This window comes from Hyphomicrobium sp. (assembly GCF_051860585.1).
In the GTDB taxonomy this organism is placed as follows: Bacteria; Pseudomonadota; Alphaproteobacteria; order Rhizobiales; family Hyphomicrobiaceae; genus Hyphomicrobium_C.
Window position 1 is genome coordinate 155,182 of record NZ_JBHYDS010000007.1, and the last position, 16,037, is coordinate 171,218.

General features: G+C 62.1%; 14 protein-coding genes. 4 read left to right on the forward strand and 10 right to left on the reverse strand.

All coding sequences use genetic code 11. The features are described from left to right. The first annotated feature begins 617 nt into the window (after positions 1–617). A complete protein-coding gene (locus tag ACTIFK_RS12915) occupies positions 618–2,045 on the forward strand; it encodes an LLM class flavin-dependent oxidoreductase (protein ID WP_439543482.1) in 1,428 nt (475 codons plus the stop codon). A gap of 204 nt (positions 2,046–2,249) precedes the next feature. Here the strand turns inward: ACTIFK_RS12915 and ACTIFK_RS12920 are convergent, their stop codons facing one another. Beyond that, entirely contained in the window at positions 2,250–2,549 is a 300-nt protein-coding gene (locus ACTIFK_RS12920; protein ID WP_439543483.1) for a putative quinol monooxygenase, read from the reverse strand. Positions 2,550–2,647: 98 nt separating this feature from the next. On the opposite strand from ACTIFK_RS12920, the gene ACTIFK_RS12925 reads away from it, so the two are divergent. Next, on the forward strand, positions 2,648–3,679 hold the full coding sequence (locus ACTIFK_RS12925) for a GlxA family transcriptional regulator (RefSeq protein WP_439543484.1): 1,032 nt from the start codon (positions 2,648–2,650) through the stop codon (positions 3,677–3,679). A 108-nt stretch (positions 3,680–3,787) separates the two neighbouring features. On the opposite strand, the gene ACTIFK_RS12930 is transcribed toward ACTIFK_RS12925, so the two are convergent. The 6 genes from ACTIFK_RS12930 to ACTIFK_RS12955 form a co-directional block, all read right to left on the reverse strand. Next, the gene (locus ACTIFK_RS12930) at positions 3,788–4,378 is read right to left on the reverse strand and encodes a HupE/UreJ family protein (RefSeq protein WP_439543485.1); all 591 of its coding nucleotides are present in this window, start codon (positions 4,376–4,378) and stop codon (positions 3,788–3,790) included. Between the two features lie 8 nt (positions 4,379–4,386). After that, positions 4,387–5,616: an arginase family protein gene (locus ACTIFK_RS12935; RefSeq protein WP_439543486.1), complete on the reverse strand. Its 1,230-nt coding sequence runs from the start codon at positions 5,614–5,616 to the stop codon at positions 4,387–4,389. A 47-nt stretch (positions 5,617–5,663) separates the two neighbouring features. After that, a complete protein-coding gene (locus ACTIFK_RS12940; protein WP_439543487.1) occupies positions 5,664–6,791 on the reverse strand; it encodes an ABC transporter substrate-binding protein in 1,128 nt (375 codons plus the stop codon). Between the two features lie 45 nt (positions 6,792–6,836). Further along, positions 6,837–7,667: an ABC transporter ATP-binding protein gene (locus ACTIFK_RS12945; RefSeq protein WP_439543488.1), complete on the reverse strand. Its 831-nt coding sequence runs from the start codon at positions 7,665–7,667 to the stop codon at positions 6,837–6,839. 5 nt (positions 7,668–7,672) lie between these two features. After that, on the reverse strand, positions 7,673–8,569 hold the full coding sequence (locus ACTIFK_RS12950; RefSeq protein WP_439543489.1) for an ABC transporter permease: 897 nt from the start codon (positions 8,567–8,569) through the stop codon (positions 7,673–7,675). Between the two features lie 229 nt (positions 8,570–8,798). After that, a complete protein-coding gene (locus ACTIFK_RS12955) occupies positions 8,799–9,740 on the reverse strand; it encodes a LysR family transcriptional regulator (RefSeq protein WP_439543490.1) in 942 nt (313 codons plus the stop codon). Between the two features lie 550 nt (positions 9,741–10,290). On the opposite strand from ACTIFK_RS12955, the gene ACTIFK_RS12960 reads away from it, so the two are divergent. Both ACTIFK_RS12960 and ACTIFK_RS12965 read left to right on the forward strand, forming a co-directional pair. Beyond that, positions 10,291–10,461, forward strand: coding sequence for a hypothetical protein (locus ACTIFK_RS12960; protein WP_439543491.1), 171 nt, complete (start codon positions 10,291–10,293; stop codon positions 10,459–10,461). 124 nt (positions 10,462–10,585) lie between these two features. Beyond that, positions 10,586–11,452 (forward strand): EamA family transporter, encoded by an 867-nt coding sequence (locus ACTIFK_RS12965; protein WP_439543492.1) that lies wholly within the window; start codon positions 10,586–10,588, stop codon positions 11,450–11,452. 49 nt (positions 11,453–11,501) lie between these two features. On the opposite strand, the gene ACTIFK_RS12970 is transcribed toward ACTIFK_RS12965, so the two are convergent. From ACTIFK_RS12970 to ACTIFK_RS12980, 3 genes are all read right to left on the reverse strand, one after another. Next, positions 11,502–13,691 (reverse strand): TonB-dependent receptor, encoded by a 2,190-nt coding sequence (locus tag ACTIFK_RS12970; protein ID WP_439543493.1) that lies wholly within the window; start codon positions 13,689–13,691, stop codon positions 11,502–11,504. 124 nt (positions 13,692–13,815) lie between these two features. Continuing rightward, positions 13,816–14,406: a HupE/UreJ family protein gene (locus ACTIFK_RS12975; protein ID WP_439543494.1), complete on the reverse strand. Its 591-nt coding sequence runs from the start codon at positions 14,404–14,406 to the stop codon at positions 13,816–13,818. An 8-nt stretch (positions 14,407–14,414) separates the two neighbouring features. Next, on the reverse strand, positions 14,415–15,542 hold the full coding sequence (locus ACTIFK_RS12980) for an agmatinase family protein (protein ID WP_439543495.1): 1,128 nt from the start codon (positions 15,540–15,542) through the stop codon (positions 14,415–14,417). Positions 15,543–16,037: the final 495 nt, after the last annotated feature.

Sequence of the window (16,037 nt, forward strand, 5' to 3'; positions counted from 1 at the left end):
AATCCTTCGGAGGTCAATATAGACCGGTCGGTCCACGAAAGCGACTTTTCGTGCTTTTGCTGAGGATTCCCGAGAGCGTGTGAAACACAAAAGGCACACTCGTATTCCGCGCTTGCCGGCTTCCTGCCCGTTCGCAACGTGCCAATTTTCTTTCGCGGGCCTGCGCCCATCCATCACGATTTCTAGAGAAAAACGCACATTATCGCTGCCCGCGCGCGACCTTCTTCGCCATTCGGGCTGCAGCAGGAAGCAAACGGAGTATTGACCTCATCGAGACGAATTCATCGTCAGTATCGCGAGTTTGACTTGCGCAGGCTGGATTTTTTGATTAGGTGGACCGGTCGGTACAAGTTGCTCGCCGGGGCGTCCCATCGGTGTCATTCGAAGGACCGACGGCGAGCAGACGTTACCGCCAGTTGTGTAAAGAGGAGTGCATCTTCTCAGGCATCATCCCGGCCACCGGCACACTCATTCGGCCAATTGCGCACGGCCGAGCGGACGGAGTGCTTCCGACGGCTGAAGCCACGCAAACAACCAAAAACACAGAGTGACCCTCCATGCGCGAGCGTGTGGACGGGCCAAGCTGAGAGAACAATGAAAAGCAATCGAGGAACGCTATGAAATCAAGGATCATTCTCAACGCATTCGACATGACCTGCGTCAGCCACCAGGCTGCCGGCACTTGGCGTCATCCGTCCAGCCAAGCCTGGAAATACAACGATATCGACTACTGGACCAACTTGGCGATGGAACTCGAGCGCGGGTGCTTCGACACGCTCTTCATTGCTGACGTCGTCGGCGTGTATGACGTTTATCGCCAGTCTGCCGAAATGGCCCTCAAGGACGCAGCACAGGTTCCGGTCAACGATCCTTTCGCTTCAATCTCCGCCATGGCCGCCGTCACCAAGCACGTAAGCTTCGGCGTCACCGCGGCCGTGACCTTCGAGCAGCCCTATCTTCTCGCTCGCCGTCTCTCGACGCTCGATCACCTGACCAAGGGCCGCGTCGCCTGGAACGTCGTGTCCTCTTACCTCAACAGCGCGTCCATCAACGTCGGCATGGACAAGCAGCTCGCCCACGATGAACGCTACGAGATGGCCGAAGAGTACATGGACGTCATGTACAAGCTCTGGGAAGGCTCGTGGGAAGACAGCGCCGTTCACCGCAACAAGCAGACCGGCGTGTTCACGGACGGAAGCAAGGTTCATCCGATCAAGCACGAAGGCAAATACTACAAGGTGCCGGGTTTCCATCTGTGTGAGCCGTCGCCGCAGCGTTCGCCTGTCATCTTCCAGGCCGGCGCATCCGGACGCGGCCGTGCGTTCGCTGCGAAGCACGCCGAGGGCATGTTCGTGCTCGCGACGACCGTCGAGCAAGCCAGGACCATGACAAAGGACATCCGCGATCTGGCTGAAAAGGCTGGCCGCTCACGCGATTCGATCAAGATCTTCATGCTGCTTACCGTCGTCACCGGCGATACCGATGAAGCCGCCCAGCGCAAATACGAAGAGTACCTGTCGTACGCCAGCCCCGAAGGCATGCTCGCCCTCTACGGCGGCTGGACGGGCATCGACTTCTCGCAGCTCGATCTCGATGAGCCGCTCAAGGCCGTCGAAAACGACAGCCTTCGCACCACGCTCGAGTCGCTCACCGGCGGTGGCGGCGACACGACTTGGACGGTTCGCGAGATCATCAAACAGCGCTGCATCGGCGGCCTCGGCCCCGTTCTGGTCGGCGGTCCGAAGAAAGTTGCAGATGAGCTCGAACGGTGGGTGGACGAAGGCGGCATCGACGGCTTCAATCTCGCCTACGCTGTAACACCGGCAACAACGACCGACTTCATCGATTTCGTTGTGCCGGAACTCCGTAGACGTGGCCGCGTTCAGACCGCCTACAAGCACGGCACGTTCCGCCAGAAGCTGATCGGTACGGCTGACGGCCGGGTCGAGAGCACGCATCCCGCCGCAAAATTCCGCGGCGCCTACGTGGGCAAGGAGAGCGTGGCCGACAAGACCATCGACACCGTTCACCACGAGACCAAGTAGTCGACGGTTTGCAGATCATGGAAGCAGCCAGGACCAACGATCCATCCGGTGTTGGCTGCTTCCGGCTTCTCCTCCCGACCTCCTCCTCCCGACGCTATGCAGCGACCCGAACTTGCATGGCGGACTGCGTGAACCCCGGCCAACCGTTTCTGGTTGGCCGGGGTTCAGGTTTTTTCGGCGGTGCGATGGATGGATTGCCGTAGGTCAGCCAGGCAACTTGGCCGCCAGCACATCCACTTGCTCGATATTGGGAGCGGCAGCCAGCAGGCCGACGTTCGCCATCAGCGCCGCCGCGATCTTGCCATTGAGGTGCGCGCTACGCCCTTCCTGGTTGTCAAACGCGTCGAAGATGCCGAACGTGCCATCCGCGAAGCGCAATGCGAACCACACTGGCGTTTCCTTCTCCTCAATGGCCAGCGTTAGCGCACCTTCGAGCAGGTCTTGAAGCTCCTGTTCCCGGCCGGCTTTAGGATGAAGACGAACATAGAGACCCAGCTTTGCCATTCGAAAAGTCCTCGTGTTTGTGAAACGACGAGCGAAACGTATCGAAGGAGCCACCAAATGCGATTGGGAAAGACGCCAATATTGATGCCGTTTCAGCCATGAGAATCTATTTGCTGGCACTCGACGGCGTCTTCGATACGGGCCTGGCCGCGCTCCAGGATACGTTTTCAATCGCCAACGATCTTCGTCACCCCTGCTCTATTACCGCCGCTGAGATCGCCGCCACGCGAGTGGGCGTCGGCGGGGCCGTCCATACCGCCGCGGGGCTCACCGTACCCACTGTCGCCGCCGATCTCTTGCCGGCTCCCGACGTGGTCGTCGTCCCGGCCATCGGCGTGAAAACTCCCGAAGCCTTGCGGCATGCCCTCAGCCACAGCGACATCCAGCGCGCCGCAACGCTTCTGCGCAAATGGCACGCCGAAGGAGCGACGGTTGCCGCGGCCTGCACCGGCACATTCATCCTCGCCGAGGCGGGGCTCCTCGCGGGCAAAGCCGCGACCACCAGTTGGTGGCTCGGAACCTATTTCAAGTCGCGCTACCCCGACGTGCATCTCGACGACAGCCAAATGATCGTCAATGCGGGTGGCGTCGTCACCGCCGGCGCAACGCTGGCGCACTTCGACCTCGCGCTATGGCTCATCCGGCGATCCAGCCCTGCCCTGTCGTCGCTCGCCGCCCGTTACCTCATCACGGATCCGAGATCGTCCCAGCCGGCCTATGCGGTCCCCGACCAGCTCAGACACGACGATGCCGTCGTCGAACGCTTCGAGCACTGGGCTCGGACGCATCTGGCCTCGGGCTTTTCCGTCAAATCCGCGGCCGACGCCATCGGGACAAGCACCAGAACCCTCGCCCGCAGGGTCAAGCAGACCGTCGGGAAATCTCCGATGGAGTTCGTTCAGGACCTTCGGATCGAACGGGCGGTCTATCTCATCGAAATGACGAATTTCGCCATCGCCGACATTGCCGAGCAGGTCGGCTACACGGACAGCGTGACGCTTCGACTGCTCATCCGGAAACGAACGGGACGGCGCGTGGGTGAAATTCGCCGGTCCGCATTTAACCCGGCGCCGGCGAGTGGTGCAGCTCAAGACGGGGCGCGGCCGTCGGCAACCTCACGAATTCAATGAGCCGGTGTCCACCAACGCTACGCGCACAATGATCTCATTCCAACGTCTGCCACGGGGTCAGCTCGGCATCGAGCGTATACTCGGTGCCGGCCAAGAAAAGTCTCCGCACTACACGGCGAGATAAAGCCCCGCGACAGCGATTGCGCCACCGGCCAGTCTCATCGCATCACGGTTCGACACCAGGCGGCTCAACGCCACCCCGACCCCAATGCCCGCGAGATGCAGCAGCGCGGTCGCGGCGAGGAAGCCCGCGGCATAGCTCGCGCCCGACGCATCGACTGGCATCTCTGCCCCGTGCGCAGCCCCGTGAAACACCGCGAAGAAGCCGGCGATGCCCATGGCGGCGATGACCGGCAATGGAAGCTGGAACGCGACCGCCACGCCGAGCGCGACGACCGACGCCGAAATGCCGAGTTCGACGAACGGCAGCGCGAAGCCCGCCATCGCCAGTCCTGCACCCGCAGCCATCATCGCCAGGAACGCCGCCGGAACCATCCAGAGGGCGCGTCCGCCGAGAAGGGCCGCAAGCAGTCCGACCGCAACCATGGCCAGCATGTGGTCGAGCCCGCCAATCGGGTGAAGGAACCCGTGCATGAGCCCTTCGACCTCGCCGTGCCCGACGTGGGCCGACGCCTGTCCCGACGTCAGGGCGATCAAAAACCCAGCGAGCGCTGGCTTAATCAAAGAACGATGGAGCATGGTGCGTCTCACTTCATGACCTTGTTGCGATGACCGAGATGTCCCTCGGCGACGAGCGTGCCGACCACGTCGAGCACGACGCGGCAGGCAAGCTGCGCCGTGTTGTCGTTGACGTCGTAGGGCGGAGAGACCTCGACGACCTCCATGCCGCACAGGCCTTCCTTGGCGATCGTATGGATCATCTCGAAAGCTTCCCGCGGGAGAAGACCGCCCGGCTCGGGCGAGCCGGTGCCCGGCGCAAAGCCGGGATCGATCGAGTCGATGTCGAACGACAGGTAGACGGCCTTGCAGCCTTCCCACGCCATCTCGAGCGCGACCTCGGCCGCCTTCTTCGGACCGAACGTCTGCACGTCGTGCATCGTCAGCACGCTCGTGCCGCGGCGCTTGGCGACCGCCGTACCCGGCCGGTTGCCATACCAGCCGCCAATGCCGATCTGCACCAGGTTCTTCGGATGGCAGTTCGGCAATCCCACGTCGTGCATGTGGCTGTGATCGCGGTGCGAGTGCGTGCCGCCCTCGTGCGTCGTCCAGAACCACGGCGTCGTGTGCATGCGCTCATCCATATCCTTCTCCTGGATATCGATGTGGCGATCGATGTGGATGATGCCGACATTGCCGTCGATGTGCGGAGCGATACCGCGCACGTTCGGGAAGCCGAGACTGTGGTCGCCGCCGCAGATGATCGGGAAGACGCCCGAGGTGTAGATGTGCGAGACGGCCTTCGTCACCTGGTCGAAGGTCTTCTCGATGTTGCCGGGAATGACGAAGATGTCGCCCGCATCGCACAGGTCGAGCTCCTCGTAGATGTCCACGCCGCCATCGAACCAATAGCCGTCGTAGAGCGCGGAGATGCGGCGCACCGCCTGCGGCCCGAAGCGCGTGCCCGGGCGATAGGTGGTCGCGGAATCGAACGGCGCGCCCACGAACGCGGCCTCGTACTTGCCGATATTGCGGATGTCCTCGCAGTACGGCGCCTTCATGAAGGTGTTGATGCCGGCGAACGCGGGCTGATGGCCGCGACTGAACAGCGAGATGTTGCGGTCGATCACGGACTCCGCCGCTTCGAGGCCGAACTCGAGACCTTGCCGCACCTCCTCATCCTGCTTGCGCTGCGAGATGCGCGAGAGATTCGCCATCGTTCGCGACCCGTGCGTGTCCTCACGCTTCACACCATGCGGCTGGTGCCTGTGGATGTGGCGGCCGTGATCGTGGCCGTGGTCGTCTGGCTTCTTTCCCATTCTCTGACTTTCCGATTTGCCGTTTCTACGCGCTGTGAGGCGTCGCGTTAGTCTCCGAGGCCGAGGCGTCCGATCCATTTGTTGGAGTTGTATTTCTCCGTGAACCCATCCGCATCGAGGCTTTTCAGGATCGAGGGATCCAGCCCCTCGCTGGCAGAGACCTTCTTTTGTGCGACCCCCGCTTCGGTGTAGACCGCGCTGAACATGTCCCACGTCGCCGGCCCATAACCCGCAACACAATCCGGTCCGCCGAACACCTCGCCCCATCCCTTGCCCTCAGGGGCCTTAGGCGCACCGTCCGGCAAACTTTCGCAGAGGGGTTTCCCGCCAACCCCGAATGCGCCGAGGTTCTGGCTGAGATTGAGCTGGATCGCGCCGTTCTGATTGAGCTTCACGTCCGAAACAGGCCAGCCGAGTCCCTTGGCGACGATCGCATTGCCTTCTTCCGGATTTTCCTTCCACCAGTTCACGGCCTCGAACCACCCGCGCAGCAGCTCCTTCGCCACAGCCGGCTTCTCCTTCAGCCATTTCTCATTGCAGCCGATGCCGTCCGAAATCAGCCCACGCTCCCATGTCCGGTCGGTCAGGCTCGTCTTGAGCACCTTGGCGCCAGCAAGCTTCTGAGACTGGGCGACGAACGGATCGTAGTTGACGTCGATGTCGAGCCCGCCGCTGGCGAAGGCGGCCGCACTCTCCTGGGGAAGCATGGAGACCTGGGTCGCGTCGGTGAAGCTCATTCCCTCACGGCGCAACGTCATCAGCATCCACATGTGATTGAGGAAGCCGTAATCGGCGCCGTACTTCTTGCCCTTGAAATCCTTCACCGAGTTGATGCCCTCGGTGACGACCATCTTGTCGAGGCCGTAGGACATGTTCGAGTACGCTACGACCTTGATGGGAAGGTCACCTGCGCGCGCGAGAACGAGCGTGTCGACGGTATTATTGATGCACTGGACCTGGCCACTCGCCAGCGCGGCATTCTTTTCGGAGAGCCCCTCGATGATCTTGATGTCGATATCGAGATCCTTATAGAGGCCCTTCTCCTTGGCGATGTACCAGGCGGCGTACGGCGAAAACGAGATGATTGCGACAGAGACCTTCTCGGCGGCCAGCGCGGCTGTCGATCCAGCTTGAACGGAGCACGTCAGAAGCAGCGCCATCAATATCTTGCGCATGATCGTTTTCTCCCCAAAGTCTTTTTCTAGATTTGATCCGTCCCGTCAGTCAGTCCGCTTGATCTCTTCGCGCATCATGGCGAAGAGCCTGCGCTCGAGTTCGCCGTACCCCGGCAATGCAATCAGGTCCTCCTTCTGCCGGTACCTCTTGCCCATCTTGAAATCGAGGGAGATGTCCGCTTTGACCTGGCCGGGCTGGCGCGTGAAGAAGATGATCCGGTCGGCGAGATAGATCGCCTCTTCGATGTCGTGCGTGATGGCGACGACCGTCTTCTGCTCGCGCTCGATCAGTTCGATCATGAGCTCCTGCATCTCCCAGCGGACCTGCGCGTCGAGGGCGCCGAACGGCTCGTCCATCAGGAGAATGTTCGGGTTCTGCGCCAGCGTTCTCGCAAGCGCCACACGCTGCTTCATGCCGCCCGACATGCTTTTCGGATACGCGTTGGCGAAGCGTTCGAGATGCACAAGCTTTAGGAATTCGTTCGCCCTGTCCTGCCGCTCCGCCTTGGGAACGCCGAGCACGCGCATGCCGTATTCGACGTTCTTCATGGCGCTGAGCCACGGGAACGACGTGTAGGCCTGGAATATCATACCGCGGTCCGGACCGGGGCCACGGACGGGCTTTCCAAAGACCTCAACGCTGCCGTTGGATGGATACTCCAGGCCGGCGATGATCCGCAGCATTGTCGTCTTGCCACAACCGGAAGGGCCGACGAACGCTGTGATCTCGTTGGCGTGGAGATCGAACGACACATTGTCCAAGGACTTGAACGTGCCCTTGAGGTAGGTCTTGCTCACGTTGGATATGCGGAGCGGTACAGCCGTGGCTTCGCTAACTGCACTGTTCACCGGGCGTGTTGCAGCGATTGTTTGCATGGGACTTATCTCCGCTCGATGCTCCAGGGGAACAGGAAGCGTTGGGCGCCCCTGAACAGAAGGTCCGTCACCACGCCTAGAATGCCGATCGTCAAAATCGCGGCCATGATCACGTCGACATTCAGGAACCTGCCCGCGCGCATCATCACGGCGCCGATGCCGTCCTGCGCGCCGACGATCTCTGCGATGACGAGATAGGTCCAACCCACAGCGATCATGTTGCGCATGGAGTCGAAGATCGCGGGCATGGCGGCGGGAACGACGACCTTGGTGACGACCTCCTGGCGGGATGCGCCCATCGTGAGGGACGCCTCGATGAATTCTTTCGGGACGGCCAGCGTGTTGTCGAGGACAAGCGTCAGGAGGAAGAACATGACGCCAATGAACAGCAGCGCGAGCTTCGCGGAATCGGTGGGACCGAACCACACGAGCAGCAGCGGAATGAAGGATGCTGCCGGTAGATAGCGCCATCCCGAAAGGATGGGGTTGAGCAGCGCTTTTAGATTCCCGAAGCATCCCATGACAATGCCGAGAGGCACCGCGACGAGGGACGCCATGGCGAAGCTCGCGAACACGCGATAGCAGCTGATCAATACGTCGTGGAGGAAGTTGCGTTCCGCAAACAGCGTGTAAAGCGCCGAGACGACTGCACTCACCGGGGGCATGAATTTGCGGGACGATTCCGGCGTGGCATAGTGGGCGATCTCCCACACACCGAGAAACAGGAGACAGCCGAGCACGCCGAGAATGACGGATTTGTAGGCTGGAGGCTGTGTCCGAAGTTCGAGGAAGCGCTCCTTGGGAATGACAAACGGAGCACCTTGGCTATCCGCCTGAATATCCGGACTGCGCGAGACCTTTGCGGCCTGGCGTTTTAGGGCATGCGGTTCAATGTTTCGCATCGTTGAGCACCCGTCCCATCATGCGTCACCATCCCTGTAGCGAAAGTTTTTTTATTGTCGCTATAGTGAGGATAGGGAAACGGGGGCATGCATCAACGCCCTAAATTCGAATTCAAAACATTGATGCCGTTAATGTGGATCATGCTGCGTGTGCGAGCACGCGCACGCCTGCACTGCGAGATTCGGAAGCGTTGGCATCGCGGTAACAGCTGTGCGCGCCTGCGAGAGATCACTCCGACCGATGTCGGTTGAGAGAGATCGGCACCGATCGCTTCAACAGCTCTTCGCGGAATTTGCTGCCAGCGAGACGTCGCGATGCGTTGGGGTTCTCAATAATGAAGACGTCCATGCGCGGCGCCCCGGCACTCGGAAGAAGCGGCCAAAGCCGGCCCGCGGCGACATCCGGCGCCGCGTAGCCCTCAGGCAGGAAACACAGCCCGACGCCCAGCATCGTCAGGCGCCGCGCCTCTTCAAGAAACTCCGTCATTCCAGCGACGTGCGTGCCGAGACCGTTCCGGACGCGGAAATCCGTCAGTTCATCGGGCTCGTCGGCGCCCGTGAGGATGAATGCCTCCGGCCGCAATCTTCGCGGGTCGTCCACCATCGTTCCGAACAGCGGATGACTGGGCCCGCAGTATGGGCGGTGAACCTCCGTAAATAACAGCTGGTAGTTCAATTCCGCACGCAAGGTTCGCGATGGCCCGACGCCGATGTCGATTTCGTCGCGAAGCAGGGCGTTGATGACCTGAGCCCAGGGCACGACTGTGACAAGAAGCTCGATCTTCGGAAACTTCTGATGGAATGCCGTGATGGCGTCGTCCAAGGCCGGGCATACGAGATTGCTGATCAGATGCATGCGCAGGCGCCCGCGGGTCTGACCGGACGCTTCGGCCACGAGATTGGGTAGCTCGCGGACGACTTCCATCACGTGGTTGCAGGCGTCCGCGACGGCCGCTCCCTCGCTTGTCAGATCGAACCCGCCCGCGCCACGCTTGCAGAGCAGCGTGCCGATGTGCACTTCGAGCCGGCGAAGGGCGAGACTGAGTGCCGGCTGCTTGCGCGAAACAACGTCGGCGGCGCGGGTAATGCCCTTCGCCTGGACGATTTCATGGAAGACCTTGAGAAGATTCCAATCCAGTTTTCGGCTGAATTGATCTTGATCCTTCGCCACTCGTTCGTCCCCGCGCGGCACGCGACGGCCCGAGGCGAGAGCTCATCCGCCGAAGCAGCGCCGATCCATGGCCTATCCGTCCGACAAGATGATACGCGCGGCCGGCCCGGACGATAGCCCCCGTGGATTCATGAGGATCATAGATGCAAGCAATGGTTGCGCATCCGCGCGTGATCGTCTGCCATCATGTTGCGATCGCAATACTGCGGCGCATGATCGATCGTGCGCTCAAGAGAAGAGTCAGCCGGTGCCACGGGGACGCGTCGCAGCACGATGTCCGTCCCGTTCCTCAATGCATTAAATAGTTCAGCGGGACGTGTATCCCCGAGTCCATCGTGATCTCCTTCTCTCATCGGAGTACGCGCTCTCGAGAGCCCGCTCCATGAGCAGGTGAACGAGGCCGGCACGATGTTCCCCCACAGGAAATGTGCACTGTGGATCTCACTGAGCGCCATGGCCTTGCGGCCAGGCGTTCTTTTTTTGCCTGATAGGGTCACTGTGAGCGCAATTGAGTTTGCCTCGGGCGGTCCGGCGCGGCGGGAGTTGGCAAATGAAACCTGTTCGAGAGATGGCGCTAGGCATTCTCCACATCGTAGCCAAGGCCGTCGTGGTCCGCGCATTTGCGGTCGGTCCGGTCTCCCGCAGGCAAGAAGCCGAACTCCGGGCATTCCTGGCCTCCGCCCCCGCAATCTGGGGCAGCCGAAGCCGCGCGAAGGACTAGTCGGGTCGGTCGCGCTTTGCGGTTCGCTGCATGCCCCGCTCGGTGGACGCGACCTCGCGTCGGCTGTTGAGGATGTCCATCGAGGACACACATCCGATAAGCAGCCCTTCGCCGGATTCCCCGGATGAACGCAGCCTTATGGGGACTACTCAGTTCCGCCTCGTTGGGAGCGGCGGACTTCATGGGCCGCTTCAGCGGACGCGCGATTGGCGCCACGTTGACCTATGGCGCGGTCCTGCTCGTCGGAGCGGTCGTTTCGACCGCGTGCGTCGTCATCAGCGGAATCGAGATCGTTGCATCGCCGTATGGATGGGCGATGGCGACCTTGCAGGGCGTCAGCGTCTCGATCATGTGCATCCTTCTTTACGCGGGTTTGGCCCGAGGACCAGTTGCCATCGTCGCGCCAATCGTGGCCGCGCATCCGGTCTTTGTGCTGGCGGTCAACGTTGCCTTCGGTCTCCGCCCCGGTGCCATGGAGTGGACGGCGATGGCCGCCATCCTGTTCGGCGGTCTTATGATCGCGCGCAGCGCTGGCACGCATCCTCAATTCGCCGGCGAGACCGGTGCCGCTGAAATGCGCACGACAATCCTCATCGCTCTCGGAGCTTGCGTGGCCTATGTGGCGGTCGTGCTGACCAGTCAGGCCGCCGCTCCGGTGTTGGGAGAGCTGCAAACGGTATGGATCAGCCGGTGCACGGGATTGATTTTCGTAGCGTTGATCCTCGTCGCACAGCGCACGTCATTGACCATCCCGCGCCCATGGCTTCCGTTCGTTGGTGTGCAAGGGCTTCTCGACGCCCTTGGCTATCTGACATTTCTTGCCGGCGCCACGTCTGCGAGCCCGCATGTCGCCATGGTTGTCGCCTCGACATTCAGCGTGTTCACCGTGTTCCTGGCCAGGATCGTGCTGAACGAGCCAATCAGCGCCCAACAATGGATCGCCATTGCATCCATTTCAGCCGGCACAACTGCTCTCGCAGGTCACCACTAGATATCGTCTCGTTTGCGACCCAGGCACGCGACGGCGGCGGACGCGTTCGCTACCATTCCTTCGTCAGTGACAGCCGGAATGACCGTGGCTCCAGCGGATGGAAATGGATGTCCTCGACGCCGCCGGCCTCACCCGGAAGGCGTGACTCGTAGAAATAGTCGATCTGGCTCGTCGTCTCGTCGAGCAAATTGTAGCCGTCGAGCCGGACGATCAAGCCGTCATCGAACCTGTAGCCAATGCGCGCCGAGACGGGCGTGCTCGATTTCGAGCGAACACTGTTGTCCTCGATGAGCGGGCGCGCGCCGAAGTAGCGTACGTTCACGTGGCCGAACCACCCGTCGAGATTGTCAAACGAAAGTCCCGCCGCCACGACACCCTCGACGGCGCCCGGAATATGACGTCCCGGCGCGCCGGGATCGTCCTCCCGGAAGCGGGCATGAGTATACGCGACATCGAAATCCAGCGTCAGCCACGGGGTCAGCTTGGCATCCAGCGTGTACTCGGCGCCGATGCGGCGGCTCGGCCGGCTGGCCTCAGTCGTTCCCGCGTCGCCGACAAAAACGATCTCCGAGTCGAAGTCGAGAACGAACACGGCGAACGTGCTGGTGAGACCGGAGTTGGGCTGCGTGCGCAGGCCGATTTCGGCCCCTTCCGAGCGCACGAGAAACGGCGAGGGATCGACCGCCGCGAGGCTGACCGGATCGATGGTCGTCACCGTGCCGCGCGCGTCGTTGCTGTGAAAGCCGGTGCCGGCATTGAGGTAGAGCTCGGTGTCGGCCCAGGGACCGAGCACGATGCCGAACTTGGGACTGAGGAGGGCGTCAGATTCGCTGCCGGAGTTCTCGGCCCTGTCGCCGGATACGTCGGTTGCGAAGAGGTCGGCGCGCAAGCCGGCCGTCGTGCGCAGCCAGTCCGTCCACCGCAGGGTGTTCTCCGCAAAGACGCCGACGCTTCCCTCCTGCACGCTGTCCTCGCGCACGGTCGAGAGCTGAACACGCTCGCGGGTGTTGAACAGCCCGACATCGATGTCGTCGTACCGGCTCTGGAAGCCGACCGTCGTTTCGCTGCGAATGCCGGGCGCAAGCATGCCGAAGTATGTGCGACTGGCGTTCAAGCCGGCCATCAGGCGGTCATCGGACTGGCGGAACTGGTCACCGTTGACCGGATCGTTGAGGAAGTAGGTAAAGTTGTTGAACAGGGACAGATCGCTTTTGACAACGTACGCGTTGACCCGCGTGGCGGAGGTCGCGTCCGTTTCATGCCAGCGCCCGGAGAGGCTATAGCGATGTGAAATGCCGCCATCGGTCGGATCGAGCGTGCCGAAGCGGTCGAGGGTCCCGTTCTCGACGGCGCGCTGCGGGATCTGGTCGGTCGCATACCAATGGCCCGAGTAGGCCATGGCCGTGACGGCAAAACCATTGGCGGCGCTGCCGTTCGAATAGCGCATGACGCCGTTGAACTTGCGCAGGTCATCCGGCCTCTCCCACGGCCCGTCGAAGGCTAAGGTTTCCATGGCCACGAGCACCGTGCCATCGAGCCCGGCTGGAGCCGACATACCTGCGACCGCGCGGCGATGGCCGAAGCTGCCGACCTCGATCTGGCCGAAGTTCTTATCGAGCTTATCCGCGACGTCGAGGTGGATCGCACCTGCGGAGGAGAAGTCGCCCTCGGACGCAAAGTATGGCCCTTTCCGGTACGACAGGCCGCGCATGATCTCGGGGATCATGAAATTGGTATCGGCATAGCCCTGGCCGTGACCGTGCGTGCGCATATTGACGGGCATGCCATCGATGCTGATCGCGAGGTCGGTGCCGTGATCGATATTGAACCCGCGAACGAAGTACTGGTTGGCTTTGCCCTCGCCGCTGTGCTGCGTGACGACGAGCCCCGGCACGGCCTCCAGCATTTCCCCCGTGCGATAAACCGGCGTGCTCGACAGCTCCTCGGCGCTGACGAACCCCTGGCTCGCCGACTGGGCGATCCCCACGTCACCGGCGCGGGGATCGAGCGATTCAATCGCGGCGAAGTCCGACGCGCGTTCCGGCGCGGGCGGGTTCCCGGACGGAGCTTTTTGCTGCTGCGTGGCGGCAGCCGGCGCTTTCTTCGCTTTCGGTGCCGTCGTCGTGACGATGACGGCGGGAAGTTCCGCCGCCTCCTGAGCGAACGCAATGCTCGTCCAAGGCATGCAAGACAGAGCGGGGAGGAACGACAACGCGGGAACGATGGCGGGGATACGCATGAAAATGCATCCTCATGGGGCAGTCCGCGCGCTGTCACGGACTGCCCGAAAAGACATATTTTCCGAAAGAACGTCAGCCAGCCTGACGTTCCGGGCTTAGACGAAGTAGAACGAAAACGCGCGACTACACGGCGAGATAAAGCCCCGCGACAGAGATTGCGCCACCGGCCAGTCTCATCGCATCGCGGTTCGACGCCAGGCGGCTCAACGCCATCCCGATCCCGATGCCCGCGAGATGCAGCAGCGCAGTCGCGGCGAGGAAGCCCGCGGCATAGCTCGCGCCCGACGCATCGACCGGCATCTCCGCGCCGTGCGCGGCTCCGTGAAACACCGCGAAGAAGCCGGCGATACCCATGGCGGCGATGACCGGCAATGGAAGCTGGAACGCGACCGCCACGCCGAGCGCGACGACCGACGCCGAGATGCCGAGCTCGACGAACGGCAGCTCGAAGCCTGCCATCGCCAGACCCGCACCGGCAGCCATCATCGCCAGGAATGTCACTGGCACCATCCAGAGGGCGCGGCCGCCGAGAAGAGCCGCCAGCAGTCCGACCGCAACCATGGCCAGCAGGTGATCGAGCCCGCCGATCGGGTGAAGGAACCCGTGCATGAGACCTTCAACGTCGCCGTGCCCAACGTGGGCCGAGGCCTGTCCAGACGTGAGGGCGATCAAAAGCCCAGCGAGCGCTGGTTTAATCAAAGAACGATGGAGCATGGTGCGTCTCACTTCATGACCTTGTTGCGATGACCGAGATGTCCCTCGGCGACGAGCGTGCCGACCACATCGAGCACGACGCGACAGGCGAGCTGCGCCGTGTTGTCGTTGACGTCGTAGGGCGGAGAGACCTCGACGACCTCCATGCCGCACAGGCCTTCCTTGGCGATCGTATGGATCATCTCGAAAGCTTCCCGCGGGAGAAGACCGCCCGGCTCGGGCGAGCCGGTGCCCGGCGCAAAGCCGGGATCGATCGAGTCGATGTCGAACGACAGGTAGACGGCCTTGCAGCCTTCCCACGCCATCTCGAGCGCGACCTCGGCCGCCTTCTTCGGACCGAACGTCTGCACGTCGTGCATCGTCAGCACGCTCGTGCCGCGGCGCTTGGCGACCGCCGTACCCGGCCGGTTGCCATACCAGCCGCCAATGCCGATCTGCACCAGGTTCTTCGGATGGCAGTTCGGCAATCCCACGTCGTGCATGTGGCTGTGATCGCGGTGCGAGTGCGTGCCGCCCTCGTGCGTCGTCCAGAACCACGGCGTCGTGTGCATGCGCTCATCCATATCCTTCTCCTGGATATCGATGTGGCGATCGATGTGGATGATGCCGACATTGCCGTCGATGTGCGGAGCGATACCGCGCACGTTCGGGAAGCCGAGACTGTGGTCGCCGCCGCAGATGATCGGGAAGACGCCCGAGGTGTAGATGTGCGAGACCGCCTTCGTCACCTGGTCGAAGGTCTTCTCGATGTTGCCGGGAATGACGAAGATGTCGCCCGCATCGCACAGGTCGAGCTCCTCGTAGATGTCCACGCCGCCATCGAACCAATAGCCGTCGTAGAGCGCGGAGATGCGGCGGACCGCCTGCGGTCCGAAACGCGTGCCCGGGCGATAGGTGGTCGCGGAGTCGAACGGCGCGCCCACGAACGCCGCCTCGTACTTGCCGATGTTGCGAATGTCCTCGCAGTACGGCGCCTTCATGAAGGTGTTGATGCCGGCGAACGCGGGCTGATGGCCGCGACTGAACAGCGAGATGTTGCGATCGACCACCGACTCCGCCGCTTCGAGACCAAACTCGAGACCCTGCCGCACCTCCTCGTCCTGCTTGCGCTGCGAGATGCGTGAGAGATTCTCCATCGTCCGCGACCCGTGCGTGTCCTCACGCTTCACACCGTGCGGCTTGTGCCTGTGGACATGCCCAGAGCCATGCTTGTGGTCATGATCATCCTTGTTGTTTGCCATCCAACGTCCACCCTGTTCCCTGCTGAAAACGTTGTGGAGATGATACCGACCGCACCCCGTCGAAAAAGTCCCGAACGGCTTATGTGAAACATTGGCCACATTGATGATGCGCTTCGGGATCGGAATTCGCGTCGCGCGAAAGCAATACATCCAAGCCCGCTATTGCGCGTTTTTGCGAGCGTGTGGAGTTGCGGTGAGCGCGCGCGATCGGATGATCGAAGCCCCCCGCGTACATGGAAGCAACCGGCCGAAATCTCAGGCCGCAGACCGATACGGCGCAGAGTGCAAACGTCTCCTTCCTCGCGACGAACGCCCCATCATGCGAGGCTCCACCGTGGGCGTGCGATCCTCACGCATTACATGGATGCACGGGAGAAAACGTGCGGGCAA